This window comes from Williamsia sp. z71 (assembly GCF_059553375.1).
In genome coordinates this window covers 953,299-978,485 of record NZ_JCANWX010000001.1, presented here as the reverse complement: position 1 = coordinate 978,485, position 25,187 = coordinate 953,299, and the positions used below count along the sequence as shown (strand labels likewise).

At 65.2% G+C, this 25,187-nt stretch carries 29 protein-coding genes; 11 read left to right on the top strand and 18 right to left on the bottom strand.

Annotated elements, in window-relative coordinates:
• The first annotated feature begins 265 nt into the window (after window positions 1-265).
• Complete coding sequence (locus AC51GR_RS04085) at window positions 266-1,321, top strand: IS110 family RNA-guided transposase (RefSeq protein WP_496323328.1); 1,056 nt, start codon at window positions 266-268, stop codon at window positions 1,319-1,321.
• 73 nt (window positions 1,322-1,394) lie between these two features.
• Here AC51GR_RS04085 and truA read toward each other — a convergent pair whose 3' ends face one another.
• The 8 genes from truA to infA all read right to left on the bottom strand — a co-directional run bounded on the left by truA (window position 1,395) and on the right by infA (window position 6,139).
• Window positions 1,395-2,339, bottom strand: coding sequence for a tRNA pseudouridine(38-40) synthase TruA (gene truA / locus AC51GR_RS04080; RefSeq protein WP_496323327.1), 945 nt, complete (start codon window positions 2,337-2,339; stop codon window positions 1,395-1,397).
• Window positions 2,317-2,880, bottom strand: coding sequence for a 50S ribosomal protein L17 (rplQ, locus tag AC51GR_RS04075; RefSeq protein ID WP_496323326.1), 564 nt, complete (start codon window positions 2,878-2,880; stop codon window positions 2,317-2,319). The genes truA and rplQ overlap by 23 nt, the downstream gene beginning before the upstream one ends.
• Window positions 2,881-2,933: 53 nt before the next feature.
• Window positions 2,934-3,989 (bottom strand): DNA-directed RNA polymerase subunit alpha, encoded by a 1,056-nt coding sequence (locus AC51GR_RS04070; RefSeq protein ID WP_020109366.1) that lies wholly within the window; start codon window positions 3,987-3,989, stop codon window positions 2,934-2,936.
• Between the two features lie 90 nt (window positions 3,990-4,079).
• Window positions 4,080-4,685 (bottom strand): 30S ribosomal protein S4, encoded by a 606-nt coding sequence (gene rpsD / locus AC51GR_RS04065; RefSeq protein WP_496323325.1) that lies wholly within the window; start codon window positions 4,683-4,685, stop codon window positions 4,080-4,082.
• Window positions 4,686-4,709: 24 nt separating this feature from the next.
• On the bottom strand, window positions 4,710-5,117 hold the full coding sequence (rpsK, locus tag AC51GR_RS04060; protein WP_023955919.1) for a 30S ribosomal protein S11: 408 nt from the start codon (window positions 5,115-5,117) through the stop codon (window positions 4,710-4,712).
• A 3-nt stretch (window positions 5,118-5,120) separates the two neighbouring features.
• A complete protein-coding gene (rpsM, locus tag AC51GR_RS04055) occupies window positions 5,121-5,489 on the bottom strand; it encodes a 30S ribosomal protein S13 (RefSeq protein ID WP_482135384.1) in 369 nt (122 codons plus the stop codon).
• Between the two features lie 180 nt (window positions 5,490-5,669).
• Complete coding sequence (gene rpmJ, locus AC51GR_RS04050) at window positions 5,670-5,783, bottom strand: 50S ribosomal protein L36 (protein WP_026917227.1); 114 nt, start codon at window positions 5,781-5,783, stop codon at window positions 5,670-5,672.
• 137 nt (window positions 5,784-5,920) lie between these two features.
• On the bottom strand, window positions 5,921-6,139 hold the full coding sequence (gene infA, locus AC51GR_RS04045; protein ID WP_020109371.1) for a translation initiation factor IF-1: 219 nt from the start codon (window positions 6,137-6,139) through the stop codon (window positions 5,921-5,923).
• 339 nt (window positions 6,140-6,478) lie between these two features.
• On the opposite strand from infA, the gene AC51GR_RS04040 reads away from it, so the two are divergent.
• From AC51GR_RS04040 to AC51GR_RS04010, 7 genes are all read left to right on the top strand, one after another.
• Window positions 6,479-6,850 (top strand): L-rhamnose mutarotase, encoded by a 372-nt coding sequence (locus AC51GR_RS04040; protein ID WP_496323324.1) that lies wholly within the window; start codon window positions 6,479-6,481, stop codon window positions 6,848-6,850.
• Between the two features lie 110 nt (window positions 6,851-6,960).
• A complete protein-coding gene (locus AC51GR_RS04035; protein ID WP_496323323.1) occupies window positions 6,961-8,325 on the top strand; it encodes an MFS transporter in 1,365 nt (454 codons plus the stop codon).
• 1 nt (window position 8,326) lies between these two features.
• Window positions 8,327-9,496 (top strand): L-rhamnose isomerase, encoded by a 1,170-nt coding sequence (rhaI, locus tag AC51GR_RS04030; protein ID WP_496323322.1) that lies wholly within the window; start codon window positions 8,327-8,329, stop codon window positions 9,494-9,496.
• Window positions 9,497-9,557: 61 nt separating this feature from the next.
• Complete coding sequence (locus AC51GR_RS04025; protein ID WP_496323321.1) at window positions 9,558-11,594, top strand: bifunctional aldolase/short-chain dehydrogenase; 2,037 nt, start codon at window positions 9,558-9,560, stop codon at window positions 11,592-11,594.
• The gene (locus AC51GR_RS04020; protein WP_496323320.1) at window positions 11,591-13,072 is read left to right on the top strand and encodes a rhamnulokinase; all 1,482 of its coding nucleotides are present in this window, start codon (window positions 11,591-11,593) and stop codon (window positions 13,070-13,072) included. The genes AC51GR_RS04025 and AC51GR_RS04020 overlap by 4 nt, the downstream gene beginning before the upstream one ends.
• Entirely contained in the window at window positions 13,069-14,316 is a 1,248-nt protein-coding gene (locus AC51GR_RS04015) for an alpha-hydroxy acid oxidase (protein WP_496323319.1), read from the top strand. The genes AC51GR_RS04020 and AC51GR_RS04015 overlap by 4 nt, the downstream gene beginning before the upstream one ends.
• Before the next feature lie 107 nt (window positions 14,317-14,423).
• Complete coding sequence (locus AC51GR_RS04010) at window positions 14,424-15,434, top strand: LacI family DNA-binding transcriptional regulator (RefSeq protein WP_496323318.1); 1,011 nt, start codon at window positions 14,424-14,426, stop codon at window positions 15,432-15,434.
• Window positions 15,435-15,472: 38 nt separating this feature from the next.
• Here the strand turns inward: AC51GR_RS04010 and AC51GR_RS04005 are convergent, their stop codons facing one another.
• Window positions 15,473-15,688 (bottom strand): hypothetical protein, encoded by a 216-nt coding sequence (locus tag AC51GR_RS04005; RefSeq protein ID WP_496323317.1) that lies wholly within the window; start codon window positions 15,686-15,688, stop codon window positions 15,473-15,475.
• 14 nt (window positions 15,689-15,702) lie between these two features.
• On the opposite strand from AC51GR_RS04005, the gene AC51GR_RS04000 reads away from it, so the two are divergent.
• Entirely contained in the window at window positions 15,703-17,961 is a 2,259-nt protein-coding gene (locus AC51GR_RS04000; protein WP_496323316.1) for a molybdopterin-containing oxidoreductase family protein, read from the top strand.
• Here the strand turns inward: AC51GR_RS04000 and AC51GR_RS03995 are convergent.
• Window positions 17,945-18,754: an LLM class F420-dependent oxidoreductase gene (locus tag AC51GR_RS03995; protein ID WP_496323315.1), complete on the bottom strand. Its 810-nt coding sequence runs from the start codon at window positions 18,752-18,754 to the stop codon at window positions 17,945-17,947. The two genes, AC51GR_RS04000 and AC51GR_RS03995, sit on opposite strands and share 17 nt — an antisense overlap.
• 113 nt (window positions 18,755-18,867) lie before the next feature.
• Between AC51GR_RS03995 and AC51GR_RS03990 the strand changes: the two genes are divergently transcribed.
• Both AC51GR_RS03990 and dtd read left to right on the top strand, forming a co-directional pair.
• Window positions 18,868-19,521, top strand: coding sequence for a hypothetical protein (locus AC51GR_RS03990; RefSeq protein ID WP_496323314.1), 654 nt, complete (start codon window positions 18,868-18,870; stop codon window positions 19,519-19,521).
• 9 nt (window positions 19,522-19,530) lie between these two features.
• The gene (dtd, locus tag AC51GR_RS03985; protein WP_496323313.1) at window positions 19,531-19,968 is read left to right on the top strand and encodes a D-aminoacyl-tRNA deacylase; all 438 of its coding nucleotides are present in this window, start codon (window positions 19,531-19,533) and stop codon (window positions 19,966-19,968) included.
• A 19-nt stretch (window positions 19,969-19,987) separates the two neighbouring features.
• Here the strand turns inward: dtd and map are convergent, their stop codons facing one another.
• The 8 genes from map to rplF form a co-directional block, all read right to left on the bottom strand.
• On the bottom strand, window positions 19,988-20,779 hold the full coding sequence (gene map, locus AC51GR_RS03980) for a type I methionyl aminopeptidase (protein ID WP_496323312.1): 792 nt from the start codon (window positions 20,777-20,779) through the stop codon (window positions 19,988-19,990).
• A 54-nt stretch (window positions 20,780-20,833) separates the two neighbouring features.
• Entirely contained in the window at window positions 20,834-21,379 is a 546-nt protein-coding gene (locus AC51GR_RS03975; protein ID WP_496323311.1) for an adenylate kinase, read from the bottom strand.
• Window positions 21,376-22,701, bottom strand: coding sequence for a preprotein translocase subunit SecY (gene secY / locus AC51GR_RS03970; RefSeq protein ID WP_496323310.1), 1,326 nt, complete (start codon window positions 22,699-22,701; stop codon window positions 21,376-21,378). The genes AC51GR_RS03975 and secY overlap by 4 nt, the downstream gene beginning before the upstream one ends.
• A gap of 186 nt (window positions 22,702-22,887) precedes the next feature.
• Complete coding sequence (rplO, locus tag AC51GR_RS03965; RefSeq protein ID WP_496323309.1) at window positions 22,888-23,328, bottom strand: 50S ribosomal protein L15; 441 nt, start codon at window positions 23,326-23,328, stop codon at window positions 22,888-22,890.
• Between the two features lie 5 nt (window positions 23,329-23,333).
• Window positions 23,334-23,513 carry a 50S ribosomal protein L30 gene (gene rpmD / locus AC51GR_RS03960; RefSeq protein ID WP_084835423.1) on the bottom strand — a complete coding sequence of 60 codons (180 nt, stop codon included), beginning with the start codon at window positions 23,511-23,513 and terminating at the stop codon, window positions 23,334-23,336.
• 1 nt (window position 23,514) lies between these two features.
• On the bottom strand, window positions 23,515-24,183 hold the full coding sequence (gene rpsE / locus AC51GR_RS03955; RefSeq protein WP_496323308.1) for a 30S ribosomal protein S5: 669 nt from the start codon (window positions 24,181-24,183) through the stop codon (window positions 23,515-23,517).
• 37 nt (window positions 24,184-24,220) lie between these two features.
• The gene (gene rplR / locus AC51GR_RS03950) at window positions 24,221-24,640 is read right to left on the bottom strand and encodes a 50S ribosomal protein L18 (RefSeq protein ID WP_496323307.1); all 420 of its coding nucleotides are present in this window, start codon (window positions 24,638-24,640) and stop codon (window positions 24,221-24,223) included.
• Between the two features lies 1 nt (window position 24,641).
• A complete protein-coding gene (gene rplF, locus AC51GR_RS03945; RefSeq protein WP_496323306.1) occupies window positions 24,642-25,178 on the bottom strand; it encodes a 50S ribosomal protein L6 in 537 nt (178 codons plus the stop codon).
• Window positions 25,179-25,187 lie beyond the last annotated feature (9 nt).

Sequence of the window (25,187 nt, the reverse complement as noted above, 5' to 3'; positions counted from 1 at the left end):
CCCCGATGATGTGCCCTCAGTGTGACTCTTGTGTTGCCGCCTGAGCGGTGGTTGGGTCCTGGTCACCTGGTGTTTGGCTCTTGATGTGCCTGCCGGCATCGCATTGATGCGCATGTCTGGTCTTGCAAAAGTTATGCCAACACCAGGTGGGAAGGACCGGCCGATGTGGCTTGATAGGAGCGTGGCAACGCCCCCAACTGAGGATTGCCCACCGACCGGCCCAACCGTCCCTGGTCCCTGTTTCTGAAATCAGGAGGCAACCACCATGGTTGTAGTTGGAGTCGATGTACACAAGAGCTCACACACATTTGTTGCCGTCGATCCCGTCGGCAAAAAGCTAGGCCAACTCACCGCCCCGGCCACCACCGCCGGCCATCATGCCGCGATGCGATGGGCCCACACCCAGTTCGGTACCGACCTGCTCTGGGGCATCGAAGACTGCCGACAGATGTCGACCCGCCTCGAACGCGACCTACTCACCGCCGGCCAGACCGCCGTGCGGGTACCCACCAAAATGATGGCCCACACCCGTGCCTCGGCACGTACCCGCGGCAAATCAGATCCCATCGACGCTCTGGCCGTCGCGCGGGCAGTGCTGCGCGAACCGAACCTGCCCGCCGCCGGCGCCGACCCCCGATCCCGCGAGATACGTCTACTAGTCGATCGACGCGAAGTGTTTGTCGCACAACGCACCTCAACAATCAACCGACTGCTGTGGCGAGTCCATGAAATCAACCCCGCCTACGCCCCCAAACCACGCTCGCTGAGCATGCACAAACACCAACAGATCCTCGCCGCACAGCTGGCCACCGAGACCGGACTGCTGGCCGACATCGCCCGCGAAGAACTCGACGAGATCATCTCCCTGACCACCCGGATCAACACCACGGCCACCGAGATCGGCAAACGAGTCCGCGAACTGGTTCCCTCGCTACTACAGCTACCCGGCTGCGGGGAACTCACCGCAGCCAAAATCGTCGGCGAAACCGCCGGCATCGCCCGCTTCCACTCGGCCGACGCCTACGCCAACTACGCCGGCACCGCCCCCATCCCGGTCTGGTCCGGCAACACCGCCGGCCGCGTCCGGCTACCGCGCTGCGGCAACCGACAACTCACCACCGCCCTGCACCGCATCGCCCTGACCCAAACCCGACTCGAAGACAGCGACGGCTACACCTACTACCGCAAACGCCGCGCCGCCGGCGACTCCACCACCGCAGCCCTCCGAGCACTCCGACGCCGCCTGGTCCGCACCGTCTATCAACGCCTGATCACCGACACTGCGCCCCAACCACGAGCCATTCAGACCGCCGCCGCTTGACATAGGAGCAACTTTTGGCGAACAAACCCGCAGGTCGCGTACGCCAAAAGGGCACATCATCGGGGTTTGACAGTCAGTCTCCGCAGCAGCCCGCCGGGGCGATCGCGGCCCGGGTCTCCCGGGTGAGGGCATTGCGTTCGGCCAGCTTGCCATCGGGTGGATAGTCCACACCGATCAGGCTCAATCCACAGGCCGGCGCCACCGGGACCTCACTGGAACGCGCGCGTTGCTGCAACAGTCCGGCGCACCATGCCGCCGAGCGGCGACCTTCCCCGACGGTGGCGACCGCACCGACCAGTGATCGAACCATCGACCAGCAGAATGCATCCGCGCTCACCTGTGCGATCAGGACGCCGAAATCGTCACGCATCCAGGTGAACTGCTGAAGATCCCGGACGGTCGTGGCCCCTTCACGCCGCTTGCAGAAGGCGGCGAAGTCATTCAGTCCCAACAACGACGACGCAGCCTCTTCGAGAAGGTCGGCGTTGAGCGGCCGGTTCCACGCCGCGGTGGTACGAGCGACCACGGGTTCGGCGCCCCAGGGATCGTCGGTCAGGCGGTATTCGTAGTGGCGGCGCAGGGCGGAAAAGCGCGCGTCGAACTCCGCAGGCGCTTCTTCGACGTCCTTGACCCGCACATCCGTCGGCAGCATCTTGGCGAGCCGCCGAACGAGTTTGGCCGGATCCCCGTCGATCGACCGGGTGTTCAGGGCCGCTTCTGGCACATCGAAATGTGCCACTTGCCCGGTGGCGTGAACACCGGCGTCGGTGCGGCCGGCGACGGTGAGCGTCACCGGTTCGCGCAGCACGGTGCCGAGGGTCTGCTCGAGCACGCCACATACGGTCCGCTGACCGGGCTGACTGGCCCAACCGGCGAAATCGGTGCCGTCATAACCGATCTGCATCCGCAGCCGGACGAATGGCCCCTCGAAATGACGAGACCCGCCACCGGAAAATCCGGTGGCGGGCTCAGATATTGCCGACTCGTTCAGTCGACTACTTCTCGTCGGCCTTGGCATCAGCAGCGGTCGCAGCGGACGACTCGTCGTCGACTGCTTCGGCCACGGCCTGCGCGTTCTCGACCTCGGCCTCGGTGGCATCGGCTTCGACAGCCTCGACCACGTTGTCCTCGGTTGCGGCTTCGTCAGACTTCTTCTTCGAGGCCGCTGCGCGGGTGGCGCGATCGGCTTCCGACGAAGCGGTCTTGTCCCGGACCAGCTCGATCACTGCCATGGGGGCGTTGTCGCCCTTGCGCGGCAGGGTCTTGATGATGCGGGTGTAGCCGCCATCACGGTCCGCGTAGAACGGGCCGATCTCGGCGAACAGGGCATGCACGATGTCCTTGTTGCGGATGACCTTCAGCACCTCACGGCGGTGAGCCAGGTTACCGGCCTTGGCGTGCGTGATCAGCTTTTCCGCGTACGGGCGCAGACGCTTTGCCTTGGTCTCGGTGGTGGTGATCCGGCCGTGCTCGAAGAGCGAGGTGGCGAGGTTCGCCAACATCGCTTTCTGGTGCGAAGCCGACCCACCGAGGCGGGTACCCTTTGTGGGCTTGGGCATTTCGAACTCCTAGGGTTCGCTCTCGACCTCTCGGCCGTGAGCTGGGGGTCTTGTTAGAGCTGTTCGGTTTCTGCGAAATCCTCGCCGGCATCGGCGTCGGAGAAGGAAGTGTCATCGGTCCAGGTGCCGGTCGCGACGTCGTATCCGGCCACCTGGGACGGATCGAAGCTCGCGGGGCTGTCCTTGAGTGCCAGGCCGAGCGCGTGCAGCTTGACCTTGACCTCGTCGATGGACTTCTGGCCGAAGTTGCGGATGTCCAGCAGGTCCGATTCGGTCCGGGCCACCAGCTCGCCGACGGTGTGCACTCCCTCGCGCTTGAGGCAGTTGTACGACCGGACGGTGAGTTCGAGGTCCTCGATCGGAAGGCTGAACGACGCGATGTGATCGGCCTCGGCGGGCGAGGGTCCGATCTCCACACCTTCTGCTTCGATGTTGAGTTCACGGGCCAGACCGAACAGCTCTACGAGGGTCTTACCGGCCGAGGCCAGTGCGTCCCGCGCGGAGATCGAGTTCTTGGTTTCCACATCGAGAACGAGCCGATCGAAGTCGGTGCGCTGCTCGACGCGGGTGGCCTCCACCTTGTACGTGACCTTGAGAACCGGCGAGTAGATCGAGTCGACCGGGATACGGCCGATCTCGGCGCCGGACGCCTTGTTCTGGACGGCGGGGACGTAGCCGCGACCGCGCTCGACGACGAGCTCGATCTCCAACTTGCCCTTGTCGTTCAGGGTGGCGATGTGCAGGTCCGGGTTGTGCACGGTGACACCGGCCGGGGGCACGATGTCGGCACCGGTGACAGCACCGGGGCCCTGCTTGCGCACGTACATGGTGACCGGCTCGTCCTCTTCGGAGCTCACGACGAGGCCCTTGAGGTTCAGGATGATGTCGGTGACATCTTCCTTGACCCCGGGGACGGTGGTGAACTCGTGCAGGACTCCGTCGATCCGGATGCTGGTGACAGCGGCTCCGGGGATCGACGACAGCAGGGTACGGCGCAGCGAGTTGCCGAGCGTGTACCCGAAACCTGGCTCGAGCGGCTCGATGACGAACTTCGAGCGATCTCCCGAGATGATCTCTTCGGACAGTGTGGGTCGCTGTGAAATCAGCATTGAATCTTCTTCTCCTCTTGGACGCCCGCTATATGACGGCCGATTAGGTGCCGAATGTGCTGCCGGACATATGGATCCGACAACCGGCGATTACTTCGAGTAGAACTCGACGATGAGCTGCTCGGACAGGGGAACGTCGATCTGTGCGCGCTCGGGCTCCGAGTGCACCAGGATGCGCAGCGTGCCGGGCACGACCTGCAGCCAACCCGGGACCGGACGATCGCCCTGGATCTCCTTGGCGATCTGGAACGGAACAGTCTGCAGCGACTTCGGGCGGACATCGATGATGTCGTAGCGAGAGACGCGGTAGCTGGGCACGTCGACCTTCACACCGTTGACGGTGAGGTGGCCATGGCTGACCATCTGACGCGCCTGGCGACGGGTACGAGCGAGGCCGGCGCGGTAGACGACGTTGTCCAGACGGGTCTCGAGCAGGCGCAGCAGCTCGTCACCGGTCTTGCCATTACGACGGTTGGCCTCTGCGTAGTAGAGACGGAACTGCTTTTCCATGACGCCGTAGGTGAAGCGAGCCTTCTGCTTCTCCTGCAGCTGGAGCAGGTATTCGCTCTCCTTGATCCGCGCGCGACCATGCTGGCCGGGCGGGTAGGGGCGACGCTCGAACGCCTGGTCTCCGCCGACGAGGTCGACGCGCAGACGACGAGATTTACGGGTTGCGGGTCCGGTATAACGAGCCATTTTTTAAAGTCCTCTTCTTTCCGATTAGACCCGGCGCCGCTTGGGCGGGCGGCAGCCGTTGTGCGGCTGCGGGGTGACATCGGAAATGGTGCCGACCTCGAGGCCTGCGGCCTGGAGTGATCGGATTGCTGTCTCACGACCCGAACCCGGGCCCTTCACGAAGACGTCGACCTTCTTGACGCCGTGTTCCTGTGCCTTGCGGGCAGCGTTCTCGGCAGCGAGCTGCGCGGCGAACGGGGTGCTCTTACGCGAGCCCTTGAAACCGACATGGCCGGACGAAGCCCAGGCGATGACGTTTCCGGCAGGATCGGTGATCGAGACGATCGTGTTGTTGAACGTGCTCTTGATGTGCGCGCTGCCGTGCGGGACGTTCTTCTTCTCGCGACGACGAGTGCCCTTCTTGGGGCCGGCGCTACGTGACTTAGGAGGCATGGATTACTTCTTCTTCCCGGCGATGGTCTTCTTCGGGCCCTTACGGGTCCGAGCGTTGGTCTTGGTGCGCTGTCCGCGAACGGGCAGGCCACGACGGTGACGCAGACCCTGGTAGCAGCCGATTTCGATCTTGCGACGAATGTCGGCCTGCACCTCGCGACGCAGGTCACCTTCGACCTTGACCGAGGATTCGAGGTATTCACGAAGCTTCAGGACGTCTTCGTCGGTGAGGTCCTTGGCGCGCAGGTCGGCCGACAGGCCGGTGGCAGCAAGGATCTCCTTGGAGGTGGTACGACCAACTCCATAGATGTATGTGAGTGCGATCTCCAGGCGCTTTTCGCGCGGAAGATCAACACCAGCAACACGTGCCATGTGGCGTTTCCTTTGGTTCTCGGAGGTCTGCTCCCAATCCGTCCCCGACTCTTGCAGGGCCCCGGCCTCCGTGCCGGGGGTAGGCGGACTCCTGTGTGAGTCCGCTGGTGTTGAGAGGTCTTCTTTTGTTGCCTGTATGAAGTTGTGTCGCTCTTACAAGCGATCGGGTCGAAGTGCTGATCAGCCCTGACGCTGCTTGTGACGCAGGTTCTCGCAGATCACCATGACGCGGCCGTTCCGCCGAATCACCTTGCACTTCTCGCAGATCGGCTTGACGCTCGGTTTAACCTTCACGTCACTCTCTCCTTTGCCTGTGCTGATTCCGGCCTTGGCCGCTCAGCACGGATCTACTTCAAAGCACAGGGCACAGCCTTATAGCCGCACCCCAGCTGGTTGTCCTACCCGGAGGGGTCCGGGAAGTCTGTTGGGTCTTACTTGTATCGGTAAACGATCCGGCCGCGAGTCAGGTCGTAGGGCGAAAGCTCCACGACCACGCGGTCTTCCGGCAGGATACGGATGTAGTGCTGCCGCATCTTGCCGCTGATGTGGGCGAGTACCTTGTGGCCGTTCTCCAGCTCAATGCGGAACATCGCATTGGGCAGGGGTTCGACAACGCGGCCCTCCACCTCGATGGCGCCTTCTTTGGCCATAGCCTCCACGATTCTGGTGTGTTGACACACCTGAACAGTTGTCTTCGATTACCGTCATGACACGCACGTGACCCGGGCTCTTTCCGCGGCAGTCGGCAGGCGAATCGAGCTGGCTCTGCAATCTGGGCACAAAAACAATCCGGCGCGCGTGCGCACCGTTGATCAACATTACGCTGCCGCGCAGCTCAGGACAAATAAGCGTGTTCCCCGGCGGACCCGAGTGCGTCTGCAGCTCCCCCGATCGGCCCGATTCCGGTCTTGACGCGATCCTTCAGTTCAGTTTACGGTGACCGCACTCACGGATTGAAACGTTTCAAACTATCGATTGGCGACGGGCCCATGCAGCACGAACAACCGGAAACGGTGACCGAGACATCAGCAGACACTCCACGTCAGCGGGTGTGTTTCACCATGAACCTGCGGCCCGACCGCATCGACGACTACCTCGCCGCACACGAAGACGTCTGGCCGGAGATGCTCGACGCATTGCGCGAGACCGGTTGGTCCAACTACTCGCTGTTCCTTGCGCCCGGCACCGGACTGGTGGTCGGGTACGTCGAGACCGAGGACTTCGAGCGGGCGCGCGAACTGATGGCGCAGACCGCTGTGAACACCCGGTGGCAGGCCACCATGGCGCAGTACTTCGCCGATCCCACGGCCGGACCCGACACCACCATGACCCAGCTCGACCACTACTTCCACCTCGCCTGATCGGTTTCATCCGGACCGGATCCATCGGACGTGTCACATCCGGCACACACCCGAGCACTTCGCCCGAGCCGGACCAATTACCCTGCGCCCACACCCCATGAGGAGAAACCATGCAACTCGGGGCCAAGAAGACCACCGGTTGGAAGGCAACGATCTCTGTTGCCATGTCCAACTACATCGAGGCGGGGTCGATCATCGCGATCGCCACCAGCCTCGGGTTCTGGCAAGACGAGTTCGGCATCAGCAACTTTGCTGTCGGCTTGCTGGCCGCACTGAGCGCGAACGCCTTCGGAGCCGCGGTCGGCGCGGCCATCGGCGGCCCGCTGTGTGATCGCTACGGACGTAAGGCGATCTACACCTACGACCTGATGGTGTACATGGTCGGCGTGCTGATCGCGGCCTTCGCCTTCAACTTCGGCATGCTGATGATCGCGTTCGTGATCACCGGCCTGGCGGTCGGTGCCGGCGTTCCGGCGTCGTGGACCTACATCGCCGAGCAGGCCCCGTCGGGCGAGCGGGCCAAACACGTCGGCACCGCACAGCTGGCCTGGTCGGTCGGCCCCCTGATCGGCTTCGCCCTGGCCGCCGCACTCGCACCGCTGGAGTTGCTCGGGTCGCGGCTGATCTTCCTGCACCTGTTCGTGGTGGCCGCAGTGGTCTGGTGGATTCGCCAGGGCCTGACCGAGTCGAAGCTCTGGACCGAGGACAACCTGGAGACCGCCGGCGCGAACACCGGCTCGACACCGGCACCGGTCGCCACCTCCGGAGGCGCCGGCCTGCGTGGCCTGTTCTCCAAGAAGGTGAACATCACCGCGTTGTTGGTGCTCATCGGCATCTACGGCTTTTGGAACACCGTTGCCGGGCAGGCCGGCATCTTCATGCCGCGCGTCTACGAGACCGCCGGCCTCGACAGCGAGGTCCAGCAGAACCTGCTCCAGGTCCTGGTCTGGGGCATGACCGTGCTGTCCACCTACTTCGTGTTCATGCGCCTGGCCGACCACATGTCGCAGCGACTGCTGTTCGCCCTCGGCGCGATCCCCGGCATCTTCGCCTGGGGCGTGCTGGTGATGTTCACCGATGGCGGCATGACGACCATGCTCATCTTCGCGATCTGCTGGGGTATCTCCAGCGGCGTCGGGGCGCAGGCCTTCTACAGCCTGTGGGCCAGCGAGTTGTTCGCCACCCCGTACCGCGCCAGTGCGCAGGGCGTCATGTTCTTCGCGGTCCGTACGGCCACCGGTGCGCTGAGCTACTTCTTCCCCACCCTGCTGGCGGCAGTCGGGCTCGGCTGGGTCGGACTCCTGCTGATCACCTGCCTGACCATCGCGATGATCATCGGCGTCATCTGGGCCCCGGACACCCGCGGCAAGGAACTCAAGGACATCGAGATCGAGCGGTACGGGCGGCCGATCAGCCCCGAACTCGTCACCACAACCACCCTCACACAAACAACCGGCACCGCTGGGAGCAATTGATATGAAGAACTTTGACGCCGCCAGGATTGAAACGTTTCAGAATCTGGCCATCGAGCTGCCCTCCTGGGCATTCGGCAACTCCGGGACCCGGTTCAAGGTCTTCGGAACCCCCGGCACCCCGCGCACCGTGCAGGAAAAGATCGCTGACGCCGCCACCGTCCACCGCTTCACCGGCCTGGCCCCGACCGTCGCACTGCACATCCCGTGGGATCTGGTCGACGACTTCGGTGCGCTGCGCCGCTACGCCGAGGATCAGGGTGTGGGCCTGGGCACGATCAACTCCAACACCTTCCAGGACGACGACTACAAGTTCGGCAGCCTGACCCACACCGACAAGGCCATCCGACAGAAGGCGATCGACCACCACCTCGCCTGCATCGAGGTCATGAACCAGACCGGCTCGCGTGACCTCAAGATCTGGCTCGCCGACGGCACCAACTACCCCGGCCAGGGCGACATCCGCGGCCGCCAGGACCGGCTCGCCGAATCGCTGTCGACGATCTACCAGCACATCGGCGACGAGCAGCGGATGGTGCTCGAGTACAAGTTCTTCGAACCGGCCGTCTACATGACCGACGTCCCGGACTGGGGCACGTCCTACGCACAGGTCAGCGCACTCGGCGAGCGGGCGCTGGTCTGCCTCGACACCGGCCACCACGCCCCCGGGACCAACATCGAGTTCATCGTGGCCCAGCTCCTGCGGCTGGGAAAGCTCGGTTCGTTCGACTTCAACTCGCGCTTCTACGCCGACGACGACCTGATCGTCGGAGCCGCTGATCCGTTCCAGCTCTTCCGCATCATGTTCGAGGTGATCCGGGGCGGTGGGCTGGCCCCCGGTTCGCCCGTCGCGCTGATGCTCGATCAGTGCCACAACGTCGAGGAGAAGATCCCGGGCCAGATCCGTTCGGTGCTCAACGTGCAGGAGATGACGGCCCGCGCACTGCTCATCGACACCGATGCACTGACCGCCGCACAGGAAACCGGCGATGTGCTCGGCGCCAATGGCATCTTCATGGACGCGTTCTACACCGATGTCCGCCCCGAGCTCGCACTGTGGCGCGCCGAGCGCGGCCTGCCCGCGGACCCCATGGCCGCATACGCCGAGTCGGGTCACCGGGAGAAGCTCGTCGCCGAGCGCGTCGGTGGAACCCAATCCTCCTGGGGCGCTTGATTTTCGCCTGAGGGTTTTTCAGTTTTCAGTTTCTGTTTTCTCGATATCTGTAAGGAATGCAATGACCAACCCCACCGTCAAACAACTCATCGAACGTTCCAACCGGCTCGGCGCCGATCCCAAGAACACGAACTACGCGGGCGGCAACACCTCCGCCAAGGGCGTCGACCGTGATCCGGTCACCGGAGCGGACGTCGATCTGATGTGGGTGAAGGGTTCGGGTGGCGATCTCGGAACCCTCACCGAGAGCGGACTCGCGGTGCTGCGCCTGGACCGCCTGCGGGCCCTGGTCGACGTGTACCCGGGCCTCGATCGCGAAGACGAGATGGTGGCCGCCTTCGACTACACCCTCCATGGCCGCGGTGGTGCCGCCCCATCGATCGACACCGCCATGCACGGACTGGTCGATGCCGCGCACGTCGACCACCTGCATCCCGATTCCGGTATCGCACTGGCGACCGCCGCCGACGGCGAGGCGATCACCGCGAAGATCTTCGGCGATCGGGTTATCTGGGTTCCGTGGCGTCGCCCCGGCTTTCAGCTCGGCCTCGACATCTCCGAGGTCAAGAAGCAGAACCCGCAGGCCATCGGCTGCATCCTCGGTGGCCACGGCATCACCGCGTGGGGCGAGACGTCCGACGAGGCCGAGGCCAACTCACTCGAGATCATCAAGGCCGCAGAGGACTACCTCGCCGTCAACGGCAAGCCGGCGCCGTTCGGGCCCCCGCTGCCCGGTTTCGGTCCGCTCAGTCCGGCCGAGCGGGCGGCCAAGGCCGCCGCCCTCGCACCCACGTTGCGTGGACTGGCCTCGACCGACAACCCCCAGGTCGGGCACTTCGACGACTCCGATCCGGTGCTCGAGTTCCTCGCCTCCGCCGAACATCCCCGGCTCACATCGCTCGGAACGTCCTGCCCGGACCACTTCTTGCGCACCAAGGTCAAGCCGATGGTGCTCGATCTGCCTGCGGACGCCTCGATCGAGGACTGCATCGCCCGCCTGAAGGAACTGCACGAGTCCTACCGGGCCGACTACACCGCGTACTACAACCGCCACGCGACGCCGGACTCCCCCGCGATGCGCGGCGCCGATCCGGCCGTCATCCTCATCCCGGGCGTCGGCATGTTCAGCTACGGCAAGAACAAGCAGACCGCCCGCGTGGCCGGTGAGTTCTACCTCAACGCGATCAACGTGATGCGCGGAGCCGAGTCCGTCTCGACCTACCGGCCCATCGACGAGGCCGAGAAGTTCAACATCGAGTACTGGGCCCTGGAAGAGGCCAAGCTCGCCCGGATGCCCAGGCCCAAGCCGCTGGCCACCCGCATCGCGCTGGTGACCGGCGCCGCCTCGGGTATCGGCAAGGCCATCGCCAACCGCCTGGCTGCCGAGGGTGCCTGCGTCGTCATCGCCGACCTCGACGAGGACAAGGCCAAGGCCGCCGCCGCGGAGATCGGATCGACCGACGTGGCGATCGGCGTGCGCGCCGACGTGACCGACGAAGCCCAGGTGCAGGCCGCGGTCGACGCCTGCGTGCTGGCCTTCGGCGGTATCGACCTGGTGGTCAACAACGCCGGCCTGTCGCTGTCGAAGTCACTTCTGGAAACCAGTGCAGCCGACTGGGATCTGCAGCACAACGTGATGGCCCGTGGCTCGTTCCTGGTGTCGAAGGCCGCGGCCAAGGCCCTCATCGATCAGAAGATGGGCGGCGACATCCTCTACATCTCGTCGAAGAACTCGGTGTTCGCCGGGCCGAACAACATCGCCTACTCGGCCACCAAGGCCGATCAGGCACATCAGGTTCGTCTGCTGGCCGCCGAGCTCGGCGAGCACGGGATCAAGGTCAACGGCATCAACCCCGACGGCGTCGTCCGCGGCTCGGGCATCTTCGCCGGCGGCTGGGGCGCCAAGCGCGCCGCGGTCTACGGCGTGCCGGAAGAGGAACTGGGCGAGTTCTACGCACAGCGCACCCTGCTCAAGCGGGAAGTGCTGCCGGAGAACATCGCCAACGCCGCGTTCGTGCTCTGCAGCTCCGACATGTCGCACACCACCGGACTGCACGTCCCGGTCGACGCCGGTGTCGCCGCGGCATTCCTGCGATGAGTTCTGCAACCCGGACCCGGAAGCTGGCGGCGGTCGATCTCGGCGCCACCAGCGGCCGGGTGATGCTCGCCGAGGTCGGCCCGGATCTGCTGCAGATCCGGGAGGTGACCCGATTCGCCAACGGTCCGCTGCCGATCTGGGACGGCCGGCGCAGCGCGCTGCACTGGGACGTCCCCGGGCTCTTCGCGCACATCCGCGAAGGGCTTTCGGCAGCCGGTCGCGCGGCGGGCGAGCTCGCCGCGATCGGCGTCGATTCCTGGGCGGTCGACTACGGACTGCTTCGCGACGGACGCCTGCTGGGACTTCCGTACCACTATCGCGATGACCGGAACAACGGCGGCGTCTCGGCGGTACACAGTGCCATCGACCCGGCGGATCTATACGCCCGCAACGGATTGCAGTTCCTGCCCTTCAACACCGTCTATCAGCTGATGGCCGAGAAGCAGGCCGGGACCCTGGAGCTGGCCGATCGGGCCCTGCTGATCCCCGACCTGATCGGGTACTGGCTGACCGGCGAGATGGCCACCGAACGCACCAACGCCTCGACCACCGGACTGCTCGGTGCCGACGGGCAGTGGGACGACGAACTGCACCGCATCCTCGGATTGCCGACGGACCTGTTCCCCGGTCTGATCGAACCCGGAACCGGGCTCGGCCGGCTGTTGCCGGACATCGCGTCCGGGCTGGGTCTGTCCTCGTCGGTGTCGGTCAATGCCGTCGCCTCGCACGACACCGCCTCCGCCGTGGTCGCGGTGCCGATGCGACCGGAGTCCTCGGCGTACATCTCGTGTGGCACCTGGGGCCTGGTCGGGGTCGAATTGACCTCGCGGGTCACCGACCCCGCGGCCCGGGTCGCGAACTTCACCAACGAGGTCGGGGCCGACGGCCGGATCCGGTTCCTGCGGAACGTGATGGGTCTGTGGCTGCTGAGCGAGTCGGTTCGGCAATGGGAACGCTCCGGCGCCACCATCGACCTCGCAGAGCTGCTCGATCAGGCCGCCGCCGCCAGACCACCGGCAGAACTCTTCGACACCGACGACCCCGAGTTCCTCTCCCCCGGCGACATGCCGGCCCGGATCGCACGGTGGTACACCGCCCGCGGGCTTCCCGCACCGGCGGATCCGGCGACGATGGTCCGCGCCATCCTCGAGAGCCTCGCCGGCGCGTTCGCCCGGCGGGTGCAGGAGGCGGCAGAGCTGTCGGGGACCCCGGTCCAGACCGTCCACCTCGTGGGCGGCGGTGCCCGCAACCGGCTGCTGTGCCAGCTCACCGCAGACCGGCTCGGTATGCCGGTCCTCGCCGGACCCGCCGAGGCGACCGCGATCGGTAATGTCCTGATCACCGCCCGGGCCCAGCAATTGATCGCCGACGACCTCGAGAGCGCACGCGCGACGGTCGCCGCAACCTTCCCACCAGAGCGATACGAGCCACGTCCGACCGGCCGGCATCGCAACGATTTCGTAGGGGTATCACGATGAAACGGCAGCTCCCCAAGGTCCACGACCTGGCGCCACTGATGAAGTTCAAGAAGCCCGAGATCAATGCCAAGAAGCGTCGGCTCGATGCGGCGCTGACCATCGAAGACCTGCGCAAGATCGCCAAGCGGCGGACCCCGCGCCCGGCCTTCGACTACACCGACGGGTCGGCGGAGGCGGAGATCTCGATCAGCCGCGCCCGCCAGGCCTTCAACGACATCCAGTTCAACCCGGCGATCCTGCGTGACGTCTCGAAGGTGAACACCGGCTGGGACGTCTTCGGAGCCCCGGTGGCCATGCCGTTCGGTATTGCGCCCACCGGTTTCACCCGGATGATGCAGACCGAAGGCGAAATCGCCGGTGCCCGCGCGGCGGCCAAGGCCGGGATCCCCTTCTCGCTCTCGACGATGGGCACCGCGTCCATCGAAGACGTCAAGGCCGCCAACCCGAACGGCCGCAACTGGTTCCAGCTCTACATGTGGAAAGAGCGCGAGCGCTCGATGGCGCTGGTCGAGCGGGCCGCCGCCGCGGGCTACGACACCCTGCTGGTGACCGTCGACGTCCCGGTCGCGGGCGCACGCCTGCGCGACAAGCGCAACGGCATGTCCATCCCGCCGGCACTGACACCGGGCACCGTCATCAACGCGCTGCCCCGCCCGCAGTGGTGGATCGACTTCCTCACCACCGAACCCCTGGCATTCGCCTCGCTCGACCGCTGGTCGGGCACGGTGGCCGAACTCCTCGACACGATGTTCGACCCGACCGTCACCTTCTCCGATCTCGCGTGGATCCGCGACCAGTGGCCGGGCAAGGTCGTGGTCAAGGGCATCCAGACCGTGGCCGACGCCAAAGCGGTCGTCGATCTCGGTGTCGACGGCATCGTGCTGTCCAACCACGGTGGCCGCCAGCTCGACCGGGCACCGATCCCGTTCCACCTGCTCCCCGAGGTCGCGAAGGAGGTCGGCAAGGACACCGAGATCGTGCTCGACACCGGGATCATGTCCGGTGCCGACATCGTCGCGTCGATCGCACTCGGGGCCCGGTTCACCCTGATCGGCCGGGCCTACCTGTACGGCCTGATGGCCGGCGGTGAGGCAGGCGTGGATCGCGCCATCGAGATCCTCTCCGAGCAGATCGAGCGCACCATGCGACTGCTGGGTGTGAACGCTCTCGAAGAGCTGACACCGGCACACGTCACACAGCTGACCCGCCTGGCGCCCCGCGCGGTGAACACCGAACGCGGCTGAACCCGCGTTAGCCTGTCCCCCTGGACCCCTTGCTCCGTGGACCCCGCCCGTCACCTGGTGACTGCGGGTCCGCGGTGTCAGGGTTGGAGAGAGAAAGAAGGCGAGCCATGGCGGTGAGCATGCGCGAGGTGGCGGCCAGCGCCGCCGTGTCCATCGGCACCGTCTCGAATGTCCTGAACTCGCCCGACAAGGTCGCCCCGGCGACCGTCGAACGGGTACACAAGGCGATCGCCGAACTCGGGTTCGTCCGCAACGACGCCGCCCGCCAGCTCAAAGCCGGCCGGTCGCGATGTGTGGGATTGATCGTCCTGGATGTGGGCAACCCGTTCTTCACCGACTTGGCCCGGTCTGCCGAACGACAGGCATCGGACAACAATTTGACGCTGCTGCTCGGCACCTCGGACGACGACGCGGATCGTGAACACACCTACCTCGAAACCTTCGACGAGCAACGGGTTTTCGGGGTTCTGGTCTCCCCGGTCGGCGATGATCTGAGCCGTCTCGAAGCGCTGCAACAGCGAGGTACGCCCGTGGTCCTGGTCGACCGCAACGGCGAGCAGACACCTTTTCCCTCGGTGTCGGTCGACGACGTCGCAGGCGGCGCCCTGGCCTGTGGCCACCTGTGCGACACCGGGCGGCGACGGATCGCGTTCGTCGGCGGCCCACCGGCGATCCGCCAGGTCGCCGACCGCCTGCAGGGCGCGCGCGAGGCCATCGAACGCGTGCCCGGCGCCACCCTCGAGGTCATCGAGACCCCTTCGCTCAGCGTCCTGGCCGGACGAGCCGCCGGCGAGGAGATCCGCAGACGACCCGTCGCCGAGCGGCCCGACGCCATCTTCTGCGCCAACGACCTGCTCGCCATGGGCGTCCTGCAGGCCTTGACGATGCTCGCCGACGTCTCGGTGCCCGGCGACATCGCCCTAATCGGGTATGACGACATCGACTTCGCCGAGGCCGCGGTGGTACCCCTGTCGTCGATCAGCCAGCCGTCGCGGCAGCTCGGTTCCAGTGCCATCGATCTGTTGGTCGGCGAGACCACCCGGCGACCGCACGACCCGCCCAGGCACGTGCGCTTCCAGCCGCGGTTGGTCGTCCGGGCGTCCACCGCCCCCGCCTGACCTCCCTCGACCGTGCCCAAAACGCCGTCGACCGTGCCCTAAACGCCGTTGACCGTGCCGAAGTTGCCGGGTGGTTTCGAGCACCGTGCAATTTCGGCCCGCTCGACGGTGATTTCGGCCCGCTCGACGGTGATTTCGGCCCGCTCGACGGTGATTTCGGCCCGCTCGACGGATTGGGCGCGTCGGCGCCGGCAACCCTCTGTGGCGATCGGTCCCAACGTGCAACACTCGTGGTCAGATGTGAAGCCGGTCACCAGGGAGATGAGCCATGGCGCAGGAGAAGACCACCTACTGCCGGATCTGTGAGCCACTGTGCGGGATGATCGCGACCGTCGAGGACGGTCGGCTGCTGTCCCTGCGCCCGGACCCGGACAACCCCCTGTCGAAGGGGTTCGCCTGCCCCAAGGGCATCGCGTTCAGCGAGATCGTCAACGACCCCGACCGCGTCCTGCATCCTCTCCGGAAGAACGCCCGCGGCGAGTTCGAGCAGGTCTCCTGGGACACCGCGATGGGTGAGATCACCACGAAACTCTCTGCCATCCACCGCCGCGACGGCGCGTCGTCGATCGGCTGGTATTTCGGCAACCCGGCAACCTTCAGTGCCGGTCACGTCATGTGGGCGGGCATGTTCCTCAACCTGCTGGGTACGCCTCACATCTATTCGGCCGGCTCACAGGACGTGAACAACCGTTTCGCCGCCAGCCATTTCCTGTACGGCAACCCGCTCACCGCGCCGATCCCCGACATCAACCGGGTGCAGTTCCTCGTCATCATCGGCGCCAATCCCGTTGTCTCCCACGGCAGTGTGATGAGCTCGCCGCGCATCAGGGAAGGCCTGACCGCGATCACCAAACGCGGCGGCCGGGTGCTGGTCATCGACCCTCGGCGAACCGAAACCGCCCGCGAGTTCGAGTGGGCGCCCATCGTGCCCGACACCGACGCGCTCCTGCTTCTCTCCCTCCTGCACGTCATGTTCGACGAACATCTCGCGGACGACGATCGGCTGGCCGCCCGGAGCACCGGTCTGGCGACGATCAGGGATGTGGCACAGGCATATTCGCCGGAGACCACCGCAGAGCACACCGGCATCGACGCCGAGGTGGTCCGCGGGATCGCCCGCGATCTGGTGTCGACCGAGCGGGCCGCGGTGTACGGCCGGATCGGCACCTCACTCGGTCGCACCGGGACCCTGACCACCGCGCTGCTCGACATCGTGAACCTGGTGGCGGGCAACCTCGACGAGGTCGGCGGGTCGATGTTCGGCGATCTCGGCATCCCCGGACAGCGCCTGGGTGTGGCAGCGCTGCAGCGTCTTCCGCGGTTCGCCTGGTCGGGCCGACGGAGCCGGATCGGCGACCTGCCACAGATACTCGGGACCGCTCCGGCGTCGGTGATGGCGAAGGAGATGACCACCCCCGGGCCCGGACAACTCAAGGCGATGTTCATCAGCGCCGGCAACCCGGTGCTCTCGGTGCCCAACGGCGATGAGTTGAGCACGGCGCTCGACGGGCTGGAACTGTTTGTCTCACTGGACATCTACCAGAACGAGACCAACGCGCACGCCGACTACATCCTGCCGGCGACGACCATGTACGAGCGGTCGGACTTCCTGCTGCCGTTCCAGGCGTTGTTCACCACACCGTTCAAGCAGGCCACCGGGGCGGTCATCGCGCCACGCGGGCAGGCCCGCGAAGAGTGGGTGATCATCAACGAACTGGTTGCCGCACTGGCCACCCGGGTCCCGCTGCTCGGTGCGCTGCACCTGTTCAACCGCCTCACCACCCGTATCGGCAAGCCCTTGACGCCGGATCGACTGTCGGATCTGCTCATCCGGGTCGGCACCGGCGGCGATCGTTTCGGACTGCGCAGGGCGGGCCTGAACCTGCACCGGCTGGTCACGGGGTTCCCGCACGGCAAGATCGTCGCCGAACATCTCGAACCGGGACAACTCCGCGGGATCATCACCCACAGAAGCCGCAAGATCCGGGTGGACGGACCCGAATTGATCGCCGAACTCGACCGCCTCGACCACACCCCGGACCCAGCGTTCCCGCTGCGCCTCATCGGCATGCGGGAGATCCGCTCGGAGAACAGCTGGCAGCACAACGCGCCCCTGCTCCTGCGCGGCGGCCGCACCCACGCGGCCAGGATGCATCCGGTTGACGCCCAGGCCCGCGACATCGCCGAGGGCGAACTCGTCACGGTCCGCTCCCGTCACGGTCAGATAGCGCTGCCCGTCATGCTGACCGACGACATCAAGCCCGGCGTTGTTGCGATACCGCATGGTTGGGGCCACAACGGCACCGGTGGCTGGACTCAGGCGAACGCCGCGTCCGCCAATGACCTGGGGAGCGGAGGCGCGAACGTCAACGCCCTGATCTCGTCCGACCCCGACGACCTCGAACGGCTGGCCGGCATGGCGAACATGACCGGCGTGCCCATCGAGGTCCGGGCCCTGGACACGTCCGTTCGCGCGCGTTCGGCCACGCAGACCGCGGAACCGGCCGCGGTCAGATCAACTGGCTGAGGATCTCGACGATATCGACGTCCCCGAGGACCTGGATGGCCACGTGGTCGGCACCCCGACCGAGGTGGGCGTCGAGTTTCTCGCGGACGACCTCGGCGGTGCCGTGGGCCACGAGTTCATCGATCAACGCGTCCGAGCCCCCATCGGCGATATCGGCATCGGTGTATCCGAAACGCTTGAGGTTGTTGGTGTAGTTCTGCAGGTGAAGGTACGGCTGGTCGACGTACGGACGGCCGACTGAACGGGCCAGTTGCGCGTCCTCGGTCAACACGACCTTGTGTTCCGGGGCGAGGAACTTGTCGGGGCCCAGGATCTTCCTGGCGTACTCGGTGTGGGCCGGTGGCACCAGATAGGGGTGGGACCCCAGTGAACGTTCCGCGGCCAGGCGCAGCATGCGCGGTCCGAGTGCGGCGATCACCCGGCGGTCGACCGGCACACCACCTTGGTCGAGCACGTCGAGGTAGGCAACGAGCGACTCATAAGGACTCTTGTATTCGGAGACGGCCTCCGGGTGACTGACCCCGATGCCGAGTAGGAAGCGACCGGGGAAATCGTCCTCGAGCGCGCTGAACTGCTCCGCGATCTGGGCCGGGTCGGTATTCCAGATGTTGACGATCCCAGTGGCCACCTGGATCGAATCCGTGGCCTCGAGCACCATCCGCGCCGGAGTCAGAGACGGGGGCGAACCTCCCAGCCAGATCGTGCCGTATCCCAGCTTCTCGATCTGTTGCGCCTGCTCCGGCGACAACGCCGAGAACCCCACCCATACACCGTGGGTTCCAAAATCGGTCATCCGTCAATTGAACCCGACGCACCCGCCGCAACCTTCCGTCGGGCGTCATTCAATTGCCGCCAATGACCTCAGCGGGCTTCAAACCGGCAGGCGACGGACGTAATGTCGCACCCATGCGGACTGCCGTGGCTCTGGTCGCCATCTCGATCGCGCTGATCTGTGGTTGCGCCACGCAGAACCCCGACCCCGACCGTCCGACGAGATCGAGTGCACCCGCGGCAGCCACCGAGGTCCGCACGATCAACCCGTTCGGGCCCCACCGCGACGGCATGCTCGTCGCCGGATACAGCACCCACGACGTCGCAACCCTGGCTCCGCTGGAGTGCTTCACCGATATCAGCGGAGGCTACCGGTGCTCCGAGGCCCCGGACGGGCCCCGGTTCTGCTGGCAGGCCGCCGAGAACACCGCCGCCTGTCTCGCCGATCCCCGCGATCGGGAGCTGGGCACGATGGGCGCCACGTTCACGATGATGTCCGACGTCAGCCCCTACATCCCCGCCGGACTCGACCTCGCCGACGATTCCCGGTGCACCCTCGGCCGCAACCCGATGGCCGTGGCCACCGGCGATGTCCGCTATGTGCACGTCTACGGCTGCACCGGAGGCCCGACCAAAGGCGTCTACACCGAGCCGCTACCCGGAATCGGCAATCCGGTCCGAGACGTCATCGATACCTCGACCGGACCGTGGACGGTGCAGGGCGGAGACGAGAGCGCTCCCACCGGACCGGTCGAGGTCGTCGTCGCCTATCAACTCGCCACTGATTGAATTGACCGGGTGAAAGCAATCTTGCAACGCGTCACCGCCGCCTCGGTCAGCGTCGACGGCGAAACGGTGGGTGCTCTGTCATTGAGCGACGGCGCACACGGGTTGGTCGCGCTGATCGGCGTCACCCACGACGACACCAGTGCCAAGGCCGCCACGCTCGCCGAAAAGATCTGGCGCCTGCGCATCTTGGACGGCGAACGCTCCGCAGCCGACGTCGGGGCACCGATCCTGGCGATCAGCCAGTTCACGCTGTACGCCAACACCGCCAAGGGTCGGCGACCATCGTGGAATGCGGCCGCGCCCGGGCCCGTTGCGGAACCGCTTGTCGAGCAGGTCATCTCCGGGCTACGGGCGTTGGGCGCGCACGTTGAAACGGGACGCTTCGGCGCCCATATGCAGGTGGCACTGGTCAACGACGGTCCGGTCACCATCGCCCTCGAGGTGTAGGTGCCCAGAACGCCGGGCGCTACGGCCGGGTGGTGAGAATCCGCGGTCCGTCGCCGGTCACCACAACGGTGTGTTCCCAGTGCGAAGCCCGGCTCCCGTCGTTGGTGACGACGGTCCAATCATCTTCGAGCACAGTGGTATCCACCGTTCCCAGCGACAACATCGGCTCGATGGCCAGCGTCGAACCGATCACCAGAACCGGTCCACGTCCTGGTTTGCCCTCGTTCGCCAGGAACGGATCGAGGTGCATCTCGCGCCCGATTCCGTGACCGCCGTAGCCGTCGACGATCCCGAACTCGCGCCCGAACTTCTTCTCCGCGGCGCGGGTGGCGGTTTCGATCGCGTGGGAGATGTCGGTGAGACGACCTCCCTCGACCATCGCCGCGATGCCCGCATCGAGAGCCAGTCGGGTGGCCTCGTTCAGATCGGAGTCGGCCTGGGACAACTCACCGATCCCGAAGGTCCAGGCGGAATCGCCGTGCCACCCGTCGAGGATCGCACCACAGTCGATCGAGACGAGATCGTGTTCGGCCAGCACAACGTCTTTCGACGGGATGCCGTGCACCACGACCTCGTTCACCGAACTGCAGATCGACCCGGTGAACCCGTGGTACCCGAGGAACGACGGGACCGCTCCGGCGTCACGGATGACGGCCTCGGCGATCTCGTCGAGCTCAAGGGTCGTCACACCGGGTTTGGCAGCCTCGCGGACCGCCACCAGGGCGCGTCCGACGATAGCGCCGGCGGCCGCCATGGCGTCCACCTCACCGGCACTGCGGAATGGGACCGGTTTCGGTTTACGAAACCCCATGATCACCTTCTGATTCGTGTTGACCGTGAGATCGGGGCACCACCGGTACTGCGATCAGGCACCAAGGGCGCGCAGCACCCGCTGATGCACTTCGTTCACGTCACCCATGGCGTCGATCGTCTTGACCGCATTGCCGTAGTACTCACGCAACGGCGACGTCTCTTTTTCGTAGACGTGCATGCGGTTGCGGATGACCTCTTCGGTGTCGTCGGCGCGGCCGCGGGCCAGCATCCGTTTGACGACGACGTCCTCGTCGACGCTGAACGACAGCACGGCGTCGAGCTTGGTGTCGAGATCGGAGAGGATCCCGGTCAGCGCGTCGGCCTGCTCGGTCGACCGCGGGAACCCGTCGAGGATGAAACCCTTCGCCGCATCCGGCTCCGCCACCCGTGCCCGCACCATGTCGACGGTGATCTGCGACGGTACGAGATTGCCGGCGTCGAGGTACTTCTTGGCCTCGAGGCCGATCGGAGTCCCCTGTGAAATATTCGCGCGGAACAGATCTCCGGTCGAGATGTGCGGGATACCAATGCTCTCCGAGAGCAGTTCGGCCTGTGTACCCTTGCCGGCTCCGGGCGGGCCGAGAAACACCAGTCTCACTTGAGGAACCCTTCATACTTGCGCTGCATGAGCTGCGAATTGATCTGTTTGACGGTGTCCAAACCGACGCCGACCATAATCAGCACCGCGGTACCGCCAAACGGAATGTTCTGGACACCACCCGAGTTGCCGATCTCCAGGAAGAGGTTCGGCAGAACGGCGATGATGCCCAGGTAGATGGATCCGGGCAGGGTGATCCGGCTCAACACGTAGCCGAGGTAGTCGGCAGTGGGCTGACCCGGACGGATGCCCGGAATGAAGCCGCCGTACTTCTTCATCTCGTCCGCACGTTCCTGTGGGTTGAACGTGACCGCCACATAGAAGTACGTGAAGAAGATGATCATCAGGAAGTAGACGAGGATGTAGACCGGGTTGCTGGGGTCCACCAGGTATGTCTGGATCTGACGCTGCCACCACGAAGGCTCTTCGGTCTGGCTCTGCGTCAGCTGCAGGATCAGGTTGGGCAGGTACAACAGCGACGACGCGAAGATCACCGGGATGACGCCGGCCTGGTTGACCTTCAACGGCAGGTAGGTCGACGAACCGCCGTACATCTTCCGTCCGACCATGCGTTTGGCGTACTGCACCGGGATGCGGCGCTGGCCCTGCTCGATGAAGACGACACCGGCGACGATCGCCAACGCGGCCAGGATCACCAGGAAGAACACCAGGCCGCCACGGGTGTCGAGGATGGTCTTGCCCTCGGACGGGATACGTGCGGCGATACCGGCGAAGATCATCAGCGACATACCGTTGCCGATGCCGCGCTCGGTGATCAGCTCACCGAACCACATCACCACACAGGCGCCGGCCGTCATGACCAGCACGATGATGAGAAGCCCGAAGATCGACTGGTCGTTCAGGATTTGATCGCTGTTCGAACAGTCGGGCAGCAGATTGCCCCGCGATGCCAGGGCGACGATGCCCGTGGACTGCAGGAGCGCCAGCGCCACCGTGAGGTAACGCGTGTACTGCGTCATCTTGGCCTGACCGGACTGGCCTTCCTTGCGCAACTGCTCGAAGCGCGGGATGACCACGGTCAACAGCTGCACGATGATGCTCGCGGTGATGAACGGCATGATGCCGATCGCGAACACGGACAGCTGGAGCAGAGCTCCACCGGAGAACATGTTGATCAGCGAATAGATGCCCGCGGAATCTCCACGCGAGACATCGTCCAGACACTGCTGGATCTCTTGATAGTCGACGCCGGGCGACGGAATGGTCGCACCGAGACGATAAAGGATGATGATTCCCAGAACGAAGAGAATCTTCCGCCTCAGGTCGGGTGTCCTGAAGGCCGATATGACGGCGGAACGCACTAACTCCTCCTGGGCAAAGTCGCTCCGGCAGCAGCGTTGCACCGGGCTACGAACAACTCTTGAACTCTAACAGTCACCGGTTCGGGGAACCGAGCGGTGACCACTGAAGTGACGAACGGCGCGGCAATGATGTCCGCGCCGTCCGCCACTGTAGCGAGTCCGGGTGGTCGATGGACTACGGCTGCCTTACAGGACAGTCGTCGTACCGCCGGCAGCAGCGATCTTCTCGCTGGCCGACGACGAGAACTTGTTGGCGCTGACCTGCACGGCCACCGACAATTCGCCCTCTCCGAGCACCTTCACCAGTTCGTTCTTACGAACCGCGCCCTTGGCGACCAACTCTTCGACACCGATGGTGCCCCCTTCGGGGAACAACCGGGCGATGTCGTCGAGATTGACAACCTGGTACTCGACCCGGTTGCGGTTCTTGAAGCCCTTGAGCTTCGGCAGCCGCATGTGAATGGGCATCTGCCCACCCTCGAAGCCGGCCGGCACGTTCTTGCGTGCCTTGGTGCCCTTGGTGCCGCGACCCGCGGTCTTACCCTTGGAGCCTTCACCACGACCGACGCGGGTCTTTTCTGTCTTCGACCCCGGTGCGGGGCGAAGATGATGCAATTTGATTGTCATTGTGACTAAACCTCTTCGACGGTCACGAGGTGCCGGACCGCTTTGATCAAGCCGCGGTTCTGGGCATTGTCCTCGCGGGTGACGGTCTGGCGGATCTTTCGGAGACCGAGGGTCCGCAGGCTGTCACGCTGATTGCTCTTCTGCCCGATGGTGCTTTTCACCTGGGTGATCTTCAACTCGGCCATATCAAGCTCCCTGTCCTGCTCGGGCGCGCAACATACCGGCCGGGGCGACATCCTCGATCGGCAGACCGCGACGTGCGGCAACCTCTTCGGGGCGCTGCAGCATCTTGAGAGCTGCAACGGTCGCGTGGACCACGTTGATGGCGTTGTCCGAACCGAGGCTCTTGCCGAGGATGTCGTGGACACCCGCGCACTCGAGCACGGCACGCACCGCGCCACCGGCGATCACACCGGTACCGGGGCTGGCCGGACGCAGCATCACAACACCGGCAGCGGCTTCGCCCTGCACGGGGTGGGTGATGGTCGCGCCGATCATCGGGACGCGGAAGAAGCTCTTACGAGCCTCCTCGACACCCTTCTGGATCGCGGCCGGAACCTCTTTGGCCTTGCCGTAGCCGACACCGACCAGTCCGTTGCCGTCACCGACGACCACGAGAGCGGTGAAGGAGAACCGACGTCCACCCTTGACCACCTTCGAGACGCGGTTGATGGCAACCACACGCTCTAGTTGATTCTTGTCTTCCCGGCCGCCACCGCGCTGGTTGTCGCGACGGTCACGGTTACCGCCGCCACCGCGGCGGTCGCCGCCCGCGTTGTTGGCGTTCGGGTCATTGCTGTTACTTCCGGCGGGTCCGCTTCCGGTACCGCCATCACGCCGCTGACGTCCCGGCATCAGATGGTCCTTCCATTGCAAATCGTTGTGGTCGACATCAGAACTCGAGCCCTCCCTCACGGGCGGCGTCCGCCAACGCGGCGATACGGCCGTGGTAGCCGTGGCCACCATGGTCGAACACCACGGCCTGCACACCGGCAGCCTTGGCGCGGGCGGCGATCAGTTCGCCGACCTTCTTGCTCTGTGCCGACTTGTCGCCACCGGTCGCGCGGACATCGGCCTCGATGGTCGAGGCTGCGGCCACGGTGTTACCGGCGAGATCGTCGATGAGCTGCACGTGGATGTGACGTGAGCTCCGCTTGACCACCAGGCGAGGACGCTCAGGGGTGCCGCTGATCTTCTTACGCAGCCGGAAGTGACGGCGTGCGTTGGAGACCCGACGACGGGTCGATGCGTCTTTACCGAGGGGAACGCGCTTGGGCTTTCCCGCAGTTTTAGTCACTGTTGCTTCACTCATGTCACTTACCCGTCTTTCCGACCTTGCGACGGATCTGCTCACCCTCGAAGCGGACGCCCTTACCCTTGTACGGGTCGGGACGGCGCAGGCGGCGGATGTTCGCCGAGATCTGTCCGACTTGTTGCTTGTCGATTCCCGAAACCGAGAATTTGGTGGGCGATTCCACCGTGAAAGTGATGCCGGCAGGCGCCTTGATCGGCACCGGGTGGCTGTATCCGAGCGCGAACTCGAGGTCGCTGCCCTTCAGTGCCACACGGTAACCAACACCGAAGATCTCCATCTTGCGGACATATCCCTCGGTGACACCGGTGACCAGGTTGGCCACCAGGGTGCGGCTCAGGCCGTGCAGTGCACGGTTGCGGCGCTCGTCGTTGGGACGGGTGACAACAATGGTCCCCTCCTCAACGGCGACAGCGATCGGCTCCGAGATCGTCACCGACAACTGCCCCTTGGGGCCCTTGACGTTGACGATCTGGCCGTCGATCTTCACGTCTACTCCGGCCGGAATTGCGACCGGGTTCTTTCCAATACGCGACATAGTTTGTGC

Excerpts from the sequence above, each read along its gene's own strand:
- AC51GR_RS04085 (WP_496323328.1), top strand. The coding sequence starts at position 266 with ATGGTTGTAGTTGGAGTCGATGTACACAAGAGCTCACACACATTTGTT.
- truA (WP_496323327.1), bottom strand. The coding sequence starts at position 2,339 with ATGCCAAGGCCGACGAGAAGTAGTCGACTGAACGAGTCGGCAATATCT.
- rplQ (WP_496323326.1), bottom strand. The coding sequence starts at position 2,880 with ATGCCCAAGCCCACAAAGGGTACCCGCCTCGGTGGGTCGGCTTCGCAC.
- AC51GR_RS04070 (WP_020109366.1), bottom strand. The coding sequence starts at position 3,989 with ATGCTGATTTCACAGCGACCCACACTGTCCGAAGAGATCATCTCGGGA.
- rpsD (WP_496323325.1), bottom strand. The coding sequence starts at position 4,685 with ATGGCTCGTTATACCGGACCCGCAACCCGTAAATCTCGTCGTCTGCGC.
- rpsK (WP_023955919.1), bottom strand. The coding sequence starts at position 5,117 with ATGCCTCCTAAGTCACGTAGCGCCGGCCCCAAGAAGGGCACTCGTCGT.
- rpsM (WP_482135384.1), bottom strand. The coding sequence starts at position 5,489 with ATGGCACGTGTTGCTGGTGTTGATCTTCCGCGCGAAAAGCGCCTGGAG.
- infA (WP_020109371.1), bottom strand. The coding sequence starts at position 6,139 with ATGGCCAAAGAAGGCGCCATCGAGGTGGAGGGCCGCGTTGTCGAACCC.
- AC51GR_RS04040 (WP_496323324.1), top strand. The coding sequence starts at position 6,479 with ATGCAGCACGAACAACCGGAAACGGTGACCGAGACATCAGCAGACACT.
- AC51GR_RS04035 (WP_496323323.1), top strand. The coding sequence starts at position 6,961 with ATGCAACTCGGGGCCAAGAAGACCACCGGTTGGAAGGCAACGATCTCT.
- rhaI (WP_496323322.1), top strand. The coding sequence starts at position 8,327 with ATGAAGAACTTTGACGCCGCCAGGATTGAAACGTTTCAGAATCTGGCC.
- AC51GR_RS04025 (WP_496323321.1), top strand. The coding sequence starts at position 9,558 with ATGACCAACCCCACCGTCAAACAACTCATCGAACGTTCCAACCGGCTC.
- AC51GR_RS04020 (WP_496323320.1), top strand. The coding sequence starts at position 11,591 with ATGAGTTCTGCAACCCGGACCCGGAAGCTGGCGGCGGTCGATCTCGGC.
- AC51GR_RS04015 (WP_496323319.1), top strand. The coding sequence starts at position 13,069 with ATGAAACGGCAGCTCCCCAAGGTCCACGACCTGGCGCCACTGATGAAG.
- AC51GR_RS04010 (WP_496323318.1), top strand. The coding sequence starts at position 14,424 with ATGGCGGTGAGCATGCGCGAGGTGGCGGCCAGCGCCGCCGTGTCCATC.
- AC51GR_RS04000 (WP_496323316.1), top strand. The coding sequence starts at position 15,703 with ATGGCGCAGGAGAAGACCACCTACTGCCGGATCTGTGAGCCACTGTGC.
- AC51GR_RS03995 (WP_496323315.1), bottom strand. The coding sequence starts at position 18,754 with ATGACCGATTTTGGAACCCACGGTGTATGGGTGGGGTTCTCGGCGTTG.
- AC51GR_RS03990 (WP_496323314.1), top strand. The coding sequence starts at position 18,868 with ATGCGGACTGCCGTGGCTCTGGTCGCCATCTCGATCGCGCTGATCTGT.
- map (WP_496323312.1), bottom strand. The coding sequence starts at position 20,779 with ATGGGGTTTCGTAAACCGAAACCGGTCCCATTCCGCAGTGCCGGTGAG.
- rplO (WP_496323309.1), bottom strand. The coding sequence starts at position 23,328 with ATGACAATCAAATTGCATCATCTTCGCCCCGCACCGGGGTCGAAGACA.
- rpmD (WP_084835423.1), bottom strand. The coding sequence starts at position 23,513 with ATGGCCGAGTTGAAGATCACCCAGGTGAAAAGCACCATCGGGCAGAAG.
- rpsE (WP_496323308.1), bottom strand. The coding sequence starts at position 24,183 with ATGCCGGGACGTCAGCGGCGTGATGGCGGTACCGGAAGCGGACCCGCC.
- rplR (WP_496323307.1), bottom strand. The coding sequence starts at position 24,640 with ATGAGTGAAGCAACAGTGACTAAAACTGCGGGAAAGCCCAAGCGCGTT.
- rplF (WP_496323306.1), bottom strand. The coding sequence starts at position 25,178 with ATGTCGCGTATTGGAAAGAACCCGGTCGCAATTCCGGCCGGAGTAGAC.